Consider the following 14,367-nt stretch of genomic DNA (forward strand, 5'->3'; position numbering starts at 1 on the left):
CGGCTCGTATTTTTGGAATAGCATCTCGCTTATCCAAGGGCTGGAAACGAGGCTTAGAGTATTGCATTGTGGAAGCGGTGTGAGACGGGGCTGAGAGCGCTAACGAACTCGATTGAAGGGTGGCGCCTAGCATCGCCGCCCTTTTTCCGTGTGAGGCAGTCTGGGCTGCAGATTCGCGCTGGCTGTTTCTCAGGTTGCGAATTCAAAGTTGAGACGTTGGTCAGCAGCGCGCATTCGCTGAGACAGAATTCTCGGGTAGCATGCAGATTCCAGCATTTCCGGCCGTAACGTGCGGTATAATCGTCTTTTTTGTCGGTGCGTTCTTGACGCGTCGCGTCCCTTTTCTGCGCGACTACAACATTCCCGAACCCGTGGCGGGCGGCTTGATGGCTGCCCTTGTCACGTGGGTGTACTTCTTGGTCTCCGGCACGCAGATTACGTTCGATCTCATCGTGCGTGACCAGTTGCTCGTGATTTTCTTCGCTACTCTCGGTCTCAATGCGCGTTTCTCGGATCTGCTGGCCGGCGGTCGCCTTCTCGGGATTTTGCTCGCGCTTACCGTGATATTCATCCTGATCCAGAATGCAGTTGGTCTCCTGGGCACGAACCTTTTTGGTCTGCCCGCGAGCGTCAGCGTGCTTGTCGGTTCGGCTTCGCTTATCGGGGGACACGGCACCGCTATCGCGTGGGGGCCAACAATCACCTCCGTGTCTGGTTTCGCTGCGGCCGAGGAAATCGGTATCGCTGCGGCTACGCTCGGACTTGTGGCTGCGGCGCTTATCGGAGGACCGCTTGCAAAGCACTTGATTGAGCGGGACAAGCTTGAGGCGAGTGACAACGATACTCTTATTGTTGGGCTTCCTGACGAAGATCCGGGGCCAGGGGAGCCGGATATCGACCACATTGAGCTTATGCGCGCTATCCTGGCTGCGCACGTTGCCGTGCTGCTCGGCTACCTAGCAAATCAGTGGATCTCTGACCTTGGTTTGACGCTTCCTCTCTTTGTGCCGTGCATGCTTGTCGCCATCGTAATGGCCAACACTATTCCGTATCTCTTTCCGACGTTGCCATGGCCAGGAGGCACACGTGCGCTTGCAGTCGTCTCTGACTACTGTCTTTCCGTATTCCTGGCGATGTCGCTTATGAGCATGCAGCTTTGGACGCTCGCAGGTCTGGGTGGGCCTTTGGTCGGGATTTTGATCCTACAGGTCGTGGCCGCGATGGTGTTTATTTTGTTCGTCGTGTACCGGTTCACCGGAGCCGATTATACCGCTGCGGTTTTGAGTGCGGGCTTCGCCGGGTTTTCCCTTGGCGCAACGCCCACTGCGATCGCAAACATGTCGTCGGTGACGAAGCATCATGGACCGGCGCCGCTCGCGCTCATCATCTTACCGCTGGTGTCGGCCTTCTTCGTGGATCTGGTCAACGCGATGGTGATTCAGTTTTTTGCAGGTCTCTAGCGCTTCATGGACCTCGTCGCGACGTGCTAAAGACGTTTACGTCAGGCGCGTCAGTTCCTCGGCCAGGATGTCATAGACGACCCGGATCCGCCGGCTTGTGCGCAGCTCGCGGTGGGTTACTAGCCAGACGGGAACCTTTGCGGCTTCGGTTTCGGGAAATAGTTCGACGATGCCCGTGGTGCGTTCGGCGATCTCGCGCATCATGGCGCTAATTCCCAATCCGCGTTTGACCATTTCCCAGACGACGACCGAGTTTTCCGATACGAGCCGAAATCCGTCTTCCGTCGCAGGAATGCCGATGCCGCGCATGAATTGGGCGAAGCGTTCGGTATCTTCGAACCCGATGAGGTACTGAGCTATGTCCGCCATGGATTTGGGGCGTTCATTGCGTGAAAGCCAAGATTGAGATGCGTAAAAGTTCGCTGTGCTCTCGCGAACAAGTTTGCCGACAAGACCGTCTTCGTCGGGCCGTACGTGGCGGATGGCTATATCCGCTTCGCGCCGGCGCAAGTCGCTCAATGAGTTGCGGGATATGATGACGAGCGTGATCTGCGGGGCTTCCTCGCGAATACGTTCTGCGATGTCTGGAAGGATATAAGCGGCGTACGCGTCACTGGCGGAAATGCTGACGCGGCCTTCGATCGCTTGAGTGTGCCCGGAGGCAGCGAGGGTCAAAGCGTTTGCGGCTTCACCCATGGCGCGTGCATGCTCCAGAAGGCCCATGCCGGTTTCGGTCAGAACGAGTTTCTTGCCGACCCTTTCGAACAACGTTGCATCGAGTTCAGCTTCGAGGGCGGCAACCTGGCGGGACAGGGTCGGCTGGGTCAGTCCGAGCTGTCGTGCGGCAGCCGAGAGCGATCCAGCTTCTGCGGTCGCGAGGAAAGCCTGAGCTCGGTTCCAATCCATCGTCTTCATGCATTTTTGTATATGTGACTTGCAATTTTCCGCAATTTCAAAATTTCACGCATATGCTAGTGAGCGGCGGCTCACAGGAGGCTGCTCATGTTCCGTACCCTTAACAATGCCCGCTTCTGGGATCGTGCTGCGCGCAAATATGCCGCCGGTTCGATTTCCGATATGGCAGGCTACGACCGGACGCTCGAGCGTACCCGCGACTACCTGAAAGATACCGATGTCGCTTTTGAATTCGGATGCGGAACCGGGACGACGGCGCTCAGGCTTGCTCCTTCCGTGGCGCAGATCGCCGCGACCGATATCTCGAGTGAAATGATCGCGATTGCGCGCGAGAAAGTTGCGGTCGAGGGCGTCTCGAATGTGTCATTCGATGTGGCGACACCTGATGATCTGCCGTGGCCGGATGAGACCTACAACGCGGCTTTGGGCTTCAATGTTTTGCACCTTCTCGATGAGCGCGAAGCCGCGTTGAAGAGCGTGCATCGTATTCTGAAGCCAGGAGGGCTCTTTATCTCGAAGACGCCGTGCCTCAATGAAATGAGTTCGATTGTTCGTTTCGGAGTCCCTGTCATGCAGCTCTTCGGGAAAGCACCCTACGTCGCGTTTTTCTCAGCGGAGGAGTTGGAGCGCGAGGTTGCTGCGGCGGGATTTGAAATCATCGAGCGTGGCCGTCACGGATCGGGGCGGAAGGACCCTCGATTGTTTCTCGTGGCGCGGAAGCGTTAGCGTGTGGTCTGAGTCTGCCAGCGCTTAATGATTTGATCGGCGAGGTCGCTCAGATCTGGCGCAATCAGATCAGGGATCGGCACTCGTGCCGCCGGCAGAACGGCATTGTGAGGGCGTGTAATGAGGGCGCCACGACAGCCAGCAGCCTGCGCACCAATCGTATCCCAGACATGGCACGCGATGAGGCAAATGTCAGATAGCTCGACGTGCAATTTTTCAGCGACCAGTCGGTAGACTTCGGGGGCTGGTTTGAATTTTTGAACCGCGTCGACGCTGAAGGAGCGTTCAAAGAATTCGGCGATACCTGCACATTCAAGTGGTGTTGGCGAAGCTGCGCTCGCTGAATTTGTCAGTGTCACAAGCCGAAATCCTGCATCGCGTAGCCGTGCTAGCGCTGGCACGACATCGGCATGCGCCGGCATCGCGTTCATCCGCTCTTTCAGTTCATCGATGTCGCTGTCGACGAGCGTCTTTCCGTGAATTGACGCGAGCATGCAGAGCGCTCCCACGCCCAATTCGCCAAATGGCGTGTACAGGCCCGACAGGGTCATGGTCTGGGAGTAGAGGACAAGCTGCGCGAACCATTCTCTCAAAATCGCCGGGTCGTCGAAGACGCGATCAAACAGAGGTTCGAGCGTCGTGATATCGAGCAGGGTTTCATTCACGTCAAATACGAGAATGGAGGAAGGTCCATTGTGGGACATGGGCTATCTTTCGCAGCCGGACGACAAGCAGGAGAAGGTCTCCGATTAGAATGTCTTGTGAATTTCCGAATTGCTCTCAGGGCTATAGATCCTGCACTGGCGCATCGGTGACATCAAATCCAACCGTGGTGAGAAAAGCCAGCACGGGAACTTATCCATGTTTCCCGCTCACAATCGAAGCGTAATGACTTTCTTGGCTCAGTTATACTTTTGGGATTGGAAGCGTCGAACAACAACAATTGGGTCGCGAACGACTATTCTCGAATCAAATGGCTCATCTGCAAAACGCAAATCAAGCGCTTTGAGTCAGTTATCCCAAAAGTCGTTTTCTTGAATTATATATTTGCGTCGACTATTAAAGCCACACAGGCATCCACCGCCTGTGTGGCCTATAGTATCCCGCCGGTATGACCCGGCAGCGGGAATCCCTGTAAGGACAGCGACACGTTCCGCATTTTCGCTTGGGCCGTCAAGACCGGGTCGTTTAAACTCCACAAGGAGCACGGCTATGGCTCTTTATAAAGACCCTAGCGAAATGACCAGAGTAGACGACCCCGCCTTCGACAAATCATACGCCCCTGGATCTGTCACGCCATCCTCAGGGATCTATATGTGCGTCAATTGTCGAGACGAGGTGGCTGTGAACGCCGGCAACCCACTACCTCCACAGAACCACCGCCAACATAGCAACCGGACACTTCCAATCCGGTGGCGGTTGCTCATTAAGACACAGAGTGGTCCGGAGCCAAATTAGCACCTTCAGTTTATGCCCCCACTGGTTTGGTGGGGGCATTATTTATTGCACAGGAAAAAACGATATGATTGAGCCAGAGGATCTTGAGCAATTCCAGCACTGTTCCGACGATGAAAAGTTTTACAAATTGGAACGACTTGCACGCAGTCGGCTCCTAGAAAGTAGAACCCAATCCGAGTTGTATGATGGTCCTGCTTACGACGAGTTCGATTATATGGCGGCTGTGCTAGCTGCTGCACAAGAGTATAAGATTGAAGAATTGGCCGACCCATGGACACTGCCCACGCGTGGCAACGATCATTTCTACGAAACTTGCCGAGCATTCAGAGATGACGCCACCCACGTCTCACAGCGATTGATGTACCGCTGTTCGGGAAAGAATAGGGGTATCGCGTTAGACGAACCGACCAAGATGCGTATTTCGCACCTGCTGACGCAACTTCGCCAGATTGTAGAGAAAGCAGATGTTGCTGCTGAGAAGAAGGATCGGCTGTACGCTCTGATCAACAAGCTTCAGGCAGAAGTAGACAGAATGCGCACTCCGCTTCACGCGGTCGGAGAATTGTACGTGACACTTTGTGGCTACCTCGGAGACGGCAGCAGAGAGCTTGAGCCGTGGACGGAGACGCTTGAGCGCATCGGGAGAGCTTTTGGCCTCGCAAAGGATAAGGAAGAGGCACAGTCGCGTTTGTCCAAGGATGCTGACCCAAAGCAACTGGAAGGTCCAAAGCCTCAAGATTATGAAGATATTATAACGTTTTAGGTCTCGGGACAGGAACCTCGTTCCCCAGCTTCCGCGAGCGAGCCGCTTCAGCGTAGCAAAGGCTTGGGAAACCGACGTCCAACTCGGGTGTCAATCAGGGTGTTTTAGGCCCGCACCGGAGAAAAAATCAATAAAATCAACAGCAATGGCGCCCCGTACGGGACTCGAACCCGTGTTTCCAACGTGAGAGGCTGGCGTCCTAGGCCACTAGACGAACGGGACGTGTGCACTGTTGGCAGACGGCTCGTATAGTTTAGGCTGCTTCGCTGATCAAGGAAATAGAATCGACACGTCGCGTTCTGTTCTGGCGCATGATTGAAAAAACATCCGGCTCACGTGGCGTGCGCGTTACGTGTATCCGCAGGTGAAAGAGAAATTCGTGAAGGTGGATGAAGACAAGACGGCGGAGAGCGACGTGCGCGAGTTTTTCGCTTCAGCCGAAGACGTCGGTGAGCGGATCGATAAGTGGCTTGTGGGGAAGCTTCCAAACTTCAGCCGCTCGCGTATCCAGGCGCTCGTGCGGGAGGGAGCGGTTTGGTCCGGTGGACGGATTCTCAGCAATCCCGGTGAGCGTATCAAAGCCGACGAGGCATATAGAATTATAGTGCCTGACGCTGTGCCGGAACCCCCGCGTGCTCAGCCCATTGCGCTGAATATCGTCTATGAAGACGCGCATCTCATTGTCGTAGACAAACCGGCCGGACTCGTTGTGCATCCTGGAGCCGGACATTCCTCCGGGACGCTGGTTAATGCGCTTATCGCGCATTGCGGCGAGAGTCTCTCTGCTGTTGGCGGGCCAGAACGGCAAGGGATCGTGCATCGGCTCGACAAAGATACTTCAGGGCTTTTGGTGGTCGCAAAAGACGATGCAACTCACCAAGGTCTGGCTGAGCAGTTCGTGTCTCATGGACTTGATGGGCGGTTACGCCGTTCCTATATCGCGTTGTCCTGGGGAGAGCCCGATCGCAATCGGGGGCAAATCGAGGCGAATCTGGGCCGCAGTCCGCAAAACCGCACAAAAATGGCTGTTGTCGCACCTGAGGAAGGTCGGCACGCGGTGACCCATTATGAGGTTCTGCGGACGTTCGATGCTCCTTCTGCGCCGAAACTCGTTTCGCTGATGCGTTTGGTGCTCGAAACAGGCCGCACACATCAAATTCGCGTGCATTTGGCGCATATCAGGCATCCAGTTCTGGGGGATCCGGTTTATGGTAGTGGCTTCAAAGCGAGCGCGCGTCGGCTAGGGCCAGCAGCGCGAACGGCACTCGAGAGGTTGGGGCGACAAGCTCTACACGCCGCAGAATTGGCGTTTGAACACCCGGTTACCGGCGAACAGCTCTCATTTGAGAGCCCTTTGCCCGACGATATGGTCCGGCTTGTTGAATGCCTGGAAGCCGGAAACTGAACCTGGAACATGGCTTAAAACAATATTGGGGCTAAGCGACCGTGCGTGCACGGACGCTGAAGTTCGTGCTAGAATGAATTCCGCTGAAATGGGATTTGGCGAATAGCCATTCCCGGCCGCTACTCGACCGGCAAATGGCAATTCTCGCAGATGTCGTCAGCTACAGATTAGCTTATCGGTCCGATCACTTCTTGAGAGGGAACCGAATGCGAAGAACTGCGTATCACTTCAAGGAGTTGTGACGGCTTGTTACGTCAATAACACGGCAATGTTCATTGCTGGGCGCGCGTTGCTTGGATAAGCACTTAAATACATTCCAGGCCGTTGCAACGGACTGGGCGCCTTCGAAACGTTTGCTAGAGCCGACAATGGTGGTCGGCGGGCATTGGAAAGTGGGGTTACGCGATGGCCAGTAAAACTCTTCCGACAGTCAGCGGCGGATCGGTTGGACTGTCCCGGTACATGGAAGAAATCCGCAAATTCCCGATGCTCGAGCCGGACGAGGAGTTCATGCTCGCCAAGCGGTGGCAGGAACATGAAGATTCCGAAGCGGCTCACAAGCTCGTCACGTCGCACCTTCGCTTAGTTGCCCGGATTGCGATGGGCTATCGCGGCTACGGTTTGCCGATCGGTGAGGTGATCTCCGAAGGCAACGTCGGCTTGATGCAAGCGGTGAAGCGTTTCGATCCGGATCGCGGGTTCCGCCTCGCGACCTACGCGATGTGGTGGATCCGTGCTTCGATCCAGGAATACATCCTGCGTTCGTGGAGCCTTGTGAAAATGGGCACCACGGCGGCGCAGAAGAAGCTCTTCTTCAACCTGCGCCGGGCCAAGAGCCAGTTGCAGGCTCTGGAGGACGGGGACCTGCGCCCTGACCAGGTGAAGGCGATCGCAACGAAACTCGGCGTTACCGAAGAAGACGTCATTTCGATGAATCGGCGTCTGGGTGGCGATGCTTCTCTCAATGCGCCGCTCCGTGCTGAACCGGATTCGGGTGAATGGCAGGATTGGCTCGTTGATGATGCTCCGGATCAGGAAGAGCAGCTTGCGGAACAGGAAGAGCTCGGCATGCGCCGCAACTATCTGTCCGAAGCGCTTTCGACTCTCAATGAGCGGGAGCGGAGGATTTTCGAGGCCCGGAGATTGGCTGAAGATCCTTCGACGCTTGAAGATCTGTCTGGTGAGTTTGGCGTGAGCCGCGAGCGTATTCGACAGATTGAGGTGCGTGCCTTCGAGAAGGTTCAGAAGGCGGTTCAGAAAGCAGCCCTAGAGGCTGAGCGCGAAGAGGCTTAAATGCCTGCCGCGGCCCTATAAAAAAGGGCTGCGGCCTTTACGCGCCTGCGGTGTTGATCAGCGTGCGCCGCACAATGCCCATGAAAATACGGGGCGAATCATTTAAGTTGTTGACTCGTGAGGAGTTAGTCCTTGCCACCGCTGTGTGGTGGCGCCTGCGAGAGTGCGCGTTAAGGACAAAAGGGGGGCAATTGCCCTTGTTGTTGCCGTTAACAGGCCGGCACAAGTCCGGCTGGCACTTGCCGAGCGCGTGGTGGGTACGGATGACCCCACCCGAGGGAGCGTTCGGCAGCCTTACAGGCACTGCCTTCTCACAATCGCATCCTGGATCGCCTCGACAGCCGAATTTCAGACATTGTAGTCGTCTCCATGCCAGCCGTCCCCGGCTGAGCGGGGTGGAGCGTGCGCTGCGATGCTGCCGTTTGGTCGCCCTTGGTTGGGCCTCGGTCGCGGCACCTTCACGAAGATGGAGTGGCCCATGCTGACGCGCCTTCATCCACGTCTGGTTCCGCTGAGATTTGTTTCACGAGTTTTCCAGATCCACCCGCGTCATCTCGAATTCGACTGGTTGTTACTCCTCTGGCGTCTCAAACCGCATTACCCTCCAAGTCCCGCCTAACTGAGCCTTGCCGGTAAGCCAGTGCGAGGGTAGGCCGGCCAGATAAATTCAAAGGGCTGATCGATGGACGATCAGCCCTTTTGTTTGTTCGGTATGTCTGTAAATCGACTGCGCGTTACATCGGGATCTTTGCGATGCTCAAGGCGAAGTAGTTGTCGACGGCCTCGGCGATGGAGTCAGATACCTTCCGGCGCCAGCTTTCAGACATGAGCAGCTTTGCGTCACTCTTGTTGGTGACGTAGGCCAGCTCGATCAGAACTGAAGGTACAAGCGCAGATTTCAGAACCTTGAAGGCAGCTGTCTTGTGAGGGTTGCTGCGCAGGTTGGTCGAGTCCCCCATATATTCGACGACGGAGCGCGAGAAGAGGTCTGTACGGTGGTGCGTGACCTCGACGGCGGCGGTTGCACGGTCGGCAAGCATGCGTTTGACGATGTCAGAATCCCGTGCGTCGATTGCTGCGAATTTGCTTTCGGGGATGTCGATGTCGGAGGCTCGCGCACGTGCGCTCGATTTCAGCCGCTCGGCGACAGACGGACGAAGCGAGTAGATCGTTGCCCCGCGCGCCGATGAACGCGCGTAATCCGCGTGAACCGCGATAAAGAGGCTCGCATTGTGCTGTTCGGCAAAGGCTGTGCGGTCTCCGAGCGGGATAAACTCATCGGTTTCGCGAGTCATCAGTACGCGGTAGCGGCCCGATTCTTCGAGCTTCTTGCGTAGGGTATGGCTGAACGCGAGGACCACATCTTTCTCAACGACACCGTTTTTCTGGGCGCCGGAGTCATGTCCACCGTGTCCCGGATCTATGACGATGAGCTGCTTTGCGGTGCGCTTTTCGATGGCATCCGGCCGTTGTGCAGGTTGCGGCGGGCGCGGCAAGAGGTCGGAGGCGCCCAATCCGAATGGTTTATCAAAATCGGGTTCGGGTTTTGGAGCCGGAGCTGCGCTCGCGGTGTGCACTGGTGTGACGGGCGCCGAGGCGAGCGAGACGATATCGAGAACGAGCTGGGGCTCCTTGCCGTCTTTCATCTCCAGCTTCGCCGTTTCGACGAAGACCGGCTCTGTGACGCGGATGATAACCTTTGACTTCTTGGGGCCGGAGCGGCCTCCCCGAAAGCCGCTTACCAGACCTACCGGACCGTTTTTCGGAAGCGGTGGTAGGCGAAGGCCGACGGCGGGCAGCTCCACGACCACGCGATTAGGATTGGCCAGCGAGAACACCTGATAGGTGCTGCGGCGTTCCAGCGCGATGATGAAGCGCGTGCGTTTTTGGTCGGGGTGTGGAGCGGATTGCGCAGGCGCAGCCTGGTTTGCAGGCGAGGCTTGTGGCGCCGCTGAAGCCGCCGCGCTTAAGAATATTGAAGCTACACCAAGAACGAGCGCACACGCAATGGAGCGCTCAAACCGTAAACCCATTTCGGCTGGACCCCCGTCTAACGCGATACGGTTCATTTGGAATCGAGACCGGTAATATTCCCGCTGAAGATGGCTATTTCCGGGTCTTCATCGGGTTTTTACTTGTCTTAACGTATGCGGGTTAACGAAGGCTTAACGTTAATGGCTGTGCCAAAGCCAAACGGATTCGCTGACTCCTTAAGCCGCTGATTTCGTTCTTGTTTTTAGTTAATGTTAGGTAATTACTTTGCTGGGTGTCTGCCAGCGAGCTGCAGCCTTGTCATCGGATTCGCGCGCATCAACCCATTCACCGCGCCCCTCATCATCGGTCTCTTTTTTCCAGAAAGGTGCGCGGGACTTCAGGTAGTCCATCAGGAATTCGGCGGCCTGGAAGGCTGCCTGCCGGTGGGCGGACGCGGTGATGACGAGTACGATGTTGTCGCCCGGCTTCAACGTGCCGTAGCGGTGAATGATAAGACTGGCAGCTAGTGGCCAACGGGCTGCCGCTTCCGCTTCAACACGCTCGAGTTCGGTTTCCGTCATGCCGGGGTAATGTTCCAACGTCATCGACGAAATCGGGGTATCGGGTGTGTTTCCGCGCACTGTACCCGTGAATGTCACGACGGCGCCGATGTCGGTGCGCCCTTTGGTCAACACCTTCGTTTCGGCACCGACGTCGAAATCGTCAGTCTGGACGCGGACGGCCATTAGGTCAGCCCCCTGTCACGGGCGGAAAAAACGCGATTTCGCGGGCACTGGCGATGGGCGCGTCGGAGCGGGCGTGCGTGTGGTCGATTGCCGCGCGGATTACATCGGCGCGTTCGAAAGCGGCGGCATACTCGGGACCGCGGCCCTTGAGCCAGCCCATGAGATCGCCGACCGTTGCGATATCTTCGGGTGGTTCGATGTGTTCTTCGGCGCGGCCCACCTTTTCGCGCACCCAGGCGAAATACATGAGTTTGATGGGTTTTGAATTTTCAGTCATTTCGTTCACTCGTTGCATGCCGGATTGCGGCACTTAGGTAATCACTGCCTGTCCAGAGGGTAAGTATAGCCGCCAGCCATAGCAAGACGAGCCCCGCCTGCATGGTGAGCGACGTCGGGCCGCCCATGGCCGGACCGGCAAGCAACAAGGCCAATGCCACCATCTGCAGGACCGTCTTAAGCTTGGCTAATTGCGTTACGAGTACCCTTACCTGAAGACCGGCGAGAAACTCGCGAAGCCCGGAAACAAGTATTTCACGGCACAAGATGATCACGGCGGCGAATACGGCCGTTCCGGAAAGCGTGCCATCCGCGATGAGCATCATGAGGGTGGCGCCCACCAGCAACTTATCCGCGATCGGATCGAACATTGCGCCGATGAGCGATTGTTGGCTCCAGATGCGGGCCAGATATCCATCCAGCCAGTCCGTAATTGAGGCCAGCACGAAAATTGCGAATGCCGTCCAATGAGCTGTAACTGGATCAAGATAGTAGAGGGCCAGCACCAGCGCAGGCACCGCAAGGATGCGGGCGAAAGTCAGACAGTTGGGAATGTTCAGCACAGTGGCGCGCGACGCAGAGTGAAGCATGAAGCTGGAAAGAGCATCACCTGAAGGCGACGTCAATGGTGAGGCGCTCTCTTCGTCAGTTCTCTCCAGCTGGGAGGTCGTTCTGAGCGGCCTGAATATCTGTAGGTGCGTCTGAGATAGTGGTGCATAATTTGGAACGGGGAGGTGGCGAAACGGCTTTAGAACCTGAGCAGTTGCAAGCGAGGTTTGGCTATGAGCTCTTTCATGTCCCGAATTCATTCATTGTATGTTGCCGCGATCTACGCCGTGGTTGCGTTATTTGCAATTACCGCGGCGGCGCCAGCGCAAAGCCGCAAGTCTGATCTGGGTGGATCCTGGAACGGTGTGGGGACGGTCATGCTGCCCTCGGGGGACTCCCAACAGGTCCGGTGCCGCGTACGTTTCAACCGCTATTCCAGTGAGAGCTATAATATGCATGCCGTGTGTGCGACGCCGTCAGGGCGTGCTGTGCAGACGGCCGTTATCCGGCGGGTCGGATCGAACAAGTATTCCGGTAGCTTCCACAATGCCGAATACAACTATTCGGGTTCCATCTTCATTACCTTGCGCGGCAGTCGGCTGAGTGCGTCGCTGGATGGTGGCGGGGCGTCCGGCTATATGCGCCTTAGCCGCTAGCAGAGCGCGAAGACCCTACCTAGAAGGTCGGTCAGCTGCGGCGCTCGTGAAAGAAGTCATAGATCTTTTGGGCCATCTCAGCTGAGATGCCTTGAACCTCTTTGAGGTCTTCGACACCCGCGCGGCTGACAGCTTTGGCCGATCCGAAGTGCGTTAGCAGGGCGCGTCGCCGCGTTGGTCCGATGCCGTCGATTTCATCGAGCGGGTTGGCGCTGAGGGCCTTCGCGCGTTTGGCGCGGTGGGTGCCGATGGCGAAGCGGTGGGCCTCGTCACGCAGTCGCTGAACGAAGTAAAGTACAGGGTCCCGCGGTTCGAGCATGACCGGTGGACCTCCCGCAGGCTTATGGAAGTGTTCGCGGCCGGCATCGCGGTCTGGACCTTTGGCCACGCCGAGCAGTGCTATGTCGTGGAGGCCCAATTCCGCCAAGACTTCGCGGGCGACGGCGAGCTGGCCTGCCCCGCCGTCGATGAGAACGAGGTCGGGTATCTTTTTTTCGGCGGCGGTCCGTTCGTCATTCTCCTCTAACGTGGCTTGAGGTTCTTCGGCGTGCTCTGGCTCTCCGTTTTGCGCGCGCAAGGCGGCGAATGCCAGAGAGTTGGAACCGCGTTCTGCAAGCGGCATGGGATCGGGCGCGCGTATGCGTGTACCAGGCTCTTCGACGATGGAATCTTTTGTTAGCTCTGTGGTTTTCTCGGCTTCAGCGGTTGTCCCAGCCGGGTCAACGAGCCTTTTGAAGCGTCGGGTCAGCACCTCGCGCATCATGGCGTAGTCGTCACCAGGTGTGAGCGTGTCCGACTTGATGTTGAACTTCCGGTACTGGGATTTCGAGAATCCCTCAGGTCCCGCGACGATCATGGCGCCGACGGCGTTGGTGCCGGCGATGTGGGAGTTGTCAAAAACTTCAATTCTGGTCGGCATGGAATCGAGATCAAAACGTTCGGCTAGTCCCTTCAGCAACTCGCGCTGGGATGCCGTTTCGGCGACTTTGCGGCCGAGAGCTTCCTTCGCGTTCGCCTGGGCGTGGGCCACGAGTTCGACCTTGGGGCCGCGCTTCGGCGTCAGGATCTCGATTTTCCGTTCGGCCTTGGTCGAGAGGGCTTCTGTGAGCAGGTCGCGTTCGGGCAGATCGTGCGAAACCAGAATCATGCGGGGGATCGGCTTGTCATCGTAAAACTGAGCGATGAAGGCACCTAGCACCTCATCGGCCTCGAGCGATCGGTCTGCTTTGGGATAGTAAGCGCGGTTTCCCCAGTTCTGACCAGCACGGAAGAAGAAGACCTGAACGCAGGTCTGTCCTCCCTCCTGATGCGCGGCGAAAATGTCGGCTTCTTCGATCCCGGCAGCGTTGATGGACTGATCAGCAGTTACGTGTGCCAAAGCCCATAGTCTGTTGCGGTAGGTCGCTGCGCGCTCAAACTCGAGCTTGTCGGATGCTTCCTGCATCAACGCCTGATACATCTGACGGACGGTTTGGCTTTCACCGCGCAAGAAGCGCACCGCCTCATCAACCAGCTTTTCGTAGTCTTCGAGGCTGATTTCTCCGGTGCACGGCGCGGAGCAGCGTTTGATCTGCCAGAGCAGGCATGGCCGTGTGCGACTCTCGTAGACGCTGTCGGTACATGAGCGCAGCAGGAACGCGCGTTGGAGCATGTTGATGGTGCGGTTGACCGCGCCAGCGGAAGCGAAGGGGCCAAAGTAGTCGCCCTTACGATTTCGCGCTCCGCGATGTTTGAGAATTTGAGGAGCTCGGTGGTCGCGGGCGAGCAGGATGAACGGAAATGATTTGTCATCGCGCATAAGCACGTTGAAGCGGGGCCGGAAGCGTTTAATCAGGTTGGCTTCCAGGAGCAGAGCTTCTGCTTCCGTGCGTACCGTGACGAATTCCATCGCAGCTGTGGCGGCGATCATGCGCGCGATGCGATTCGTGTGGCCGCCGAGACGCGTATAATTGGAAACGCGTGACTTTAGAGAACGCGCCTTGCCGACATAAATAACCTCCCCGTGTCGGTCCAGCATGCGGTAGACGCCAGGTGCCGCGGGGAGCGTTTTAAGATATTCAGCGATGACTTCCGGGCCGGAGCGGTGCGTCGGCTCGCTGCCGGCCGCTCCGCCTCCGCCCTGGGATGCGTTCTGATTGGGCATGCA

Annotated in this window: 13 protein-coding genes and 1 tRNA gene; 6 read left to right on the forward strand and 8 right to left on the reverse strand. The window is 57.1% G+C overall.

Annotated features, from left to right (window positions below; translation table 11 throughout):
- Window positions 1–260: 260 nt before the first annotated feature.
- Entirely contained in the window at window positions 261–1,460 is a 1,200-nt protein-coding gene (gene gltS / locus YBN1229_RS00300; protein ID WP_046475258.1) for a sodium/glutamate symporter, read from the forward strand.
- A 36-nt stretch (window positions 1,461–1,496) separates the two neighbouring features.
- Here gltS and YBN1229_RS00305 read toward each other — a convergent pair whose 3' ends face one another.
- Window positions 1,497–2,366, reverse strand: a complete 870-nt coding sequence (locus YBN1229_RS00305; RefSeq protein ID WP_244466782.1) for a LysR family transcriptional regulator — start codon at window positions 2,364–2,366, stop codon at window positions 1,497–1,499.
- Window positions 2,367–2,462: 96 nt separating this feature from the next.
- On the opposite strand from YBN1229_RS00305, the gene YBN1229_RS00310 reads away from it, so the two are divergent.
- Complete coding sequence (locus YBN1229_RS00310) at window positions 2,463–3,101, forward strand: class I SAM-dependent methyltransferase (protein ID WP_046475263.1); 639 nt, start codon at window positions 2,463–2,465, stop codon at window positions 3,099–3,101.
- Here YBN1229_RS00310 and YBN1229_RS00315 read toward each other — a convergent pair.
- Entirely contained in the window at window positions 3,098–3,805 is a 708-nt protein-coding gene (locus YBN1229_RS00315; protein WP_046475266.1) for a haloacid dehalogenase type II, read from the reverse strand. The genes YBN1229_RS00310 and YBN1229_RS00315 overlap by 4 nt on opposite strands.
- An 818-nt stretch (window positions 3,806–4,623) precedes the next feature.
- Here YBN1229_RS00315 and YBN1229_RS00325 point away from each other — a divergent pair.
- Window positions 4,624–5,322, forward strand: coding sequence for a hypothetical protein (locus tag YBN1229_RS00325; RefSeq protein WP_046475269.1), 699 nt, complete (start codon window positions 4,624–4,626; stop codon window positions 5,320–5,322).
- A 146-nt stretch (window positions 5,323–5,468) separates the two neighbouring features.
- On the opposite strand, the gene YBN1229_RS00330 is transcribed toward YBN1229_RS00325, so the two are convergent.
- Window positions 5,469–5,544, reverse strand: a tRNA-Glu gene (locus YBN1229_RS00330).
- A gap of 157 nt (window positions 5,545–5,701) precedes the next feature.
- Here YBN1229_RS00330 and YBN1229_RS00335 point away from each other — a divergent pair.
- Both YBN1229_RS00335 and rpoH read left to right on the forward strand, forming a co-directional pair.
- The gene (locus tag YBN1229_RS00335) at window positions 5,702–6,727 is read left to right on the forward strand and encodes an RluA family pseudouridine synthase (RefSeq protein ID WP_046479738.1); all 1,026 of its coding nucleotides are present in this window, start codon (window positions 5,702–5,704) and stop codon (window positions 6,725–6,727) included.
- A gap of 405 nt (window positions 6,728–7,132) precedes the next feature.
- The gene (rpoH, locus tag YBN1229_RS00340; RefSeq protein WP_046475271.1) at window positions 7,133–8,020 is read left to right on the forward strand and encodes an RNA polymerase sigma factor RpoH; all 888 of its coding nucleotides are present in this window, start codon (window positions 7,133–7,135) and stop codon (window positions 8,018–8,020) included.
- A 734-nt stretch (window positions 8,021–8,754) separates the two neighbouring features.
- Here rpoH and YBN1229_RS00350 read toward each other — a convergent pair.
- The 4 genes from YBN1229_RS00350 to pgsA form a co-directional block, all read right to left on the reverse strand.
- Window positions 8,755–10,053: an N-acetylmuramoyl-L-alanine amidase gene (locus YBN1229_RS00350; RefSeq protein ID WP_052743575.1), complete on the reverse strand. Its 1,299-nt coding sequence runs from the start codon at window positions 10,051–10,053 to the stop codon at window positions 8,755–8,757.
- 213 nt (window positions 10,054–10,266) lie between these two features.
- Window positions 10,267–10,740 carry a molybdenum cofactor biosynthesis protein MoaE gene (locus YBN1229_RS00355; protein ID WP_046475276.1) on the reverse strand — a complete coding sequence of 158 codons (474 nt, stop codon included), beginning with the start codon at window positions 10,738–10,740 and terminating at the stop codon, window positions 10,267–10,269.
- 4 nt (window positions 10,741–10,744) lie between these two features.
- Window positions 10,745–10,996: a molybdopterin converting factor subunit 1 gene (gene moaD / locus YBN1229_RS00360; RefSeq protein WP_046479740.1), complete on the reverse strand. Its 252-nt coding sequence runs from the start codon at window positions 10,994–10,996 to the stop codon at window positions 10,745–10,747.
- Window positions 10,997–11,009: 13 nt separating this feature from the next.
- Entirely contained in the window at window positions 11,010–11,642 is a 633-nt protein-coding gene (pgsA, locus tag YBN1229_RS00365; RefSeq protein WP_425284153.1) for a CDP-diacylglycerol--glycerol-3-phosphate 3-phosphatidyltransferase, read from the reverse strand.
- Between the two features lie 168 nt (window positions 11,643–11,810).
- Between pgsA and YBN1229_RS00370 the strand changes: the two genes are divergently transcribed.
- Complete coding sequence (locus tag YBN1229_RS00370; protein ID WP_052743576.1) at window positions 11,811–12,221, forward strand: hypothetical protein; 411 nt, start codon at window positions 11,811–11,813, stop codon at window positions 12,219–12,221.
- Window positions 12,222–12,252: 31 nt separating this feature from the next.
- Here the strand turns inward: YBN1229_RS00370 and uvrC are convergent, their stop codons facing one another.
- A complete protein-coding gene (gene uvrC / locus YBN1229_RS00375; RefSeq protein ID WP_046475279.1) occupies window positions 12,253–14,364 on the reverse strand; it encodes an excinuclease ABC subunit UvrC in 2,112 nt (703 codons plus the stop codon).
- Window positions 14,365–14,367: the final 3 nt, after the last annotated feature.

The organism is Candidatus Filomicrobium marinum (assembly GCF_000981545.1).
Classification (GTDB): Bacteria; Pseudomonadota; Alphaproteobacteria; order Rhizobiales; family Hyphomicrobiaceae; genus Filomicrobium; species Filomicrobium insigne.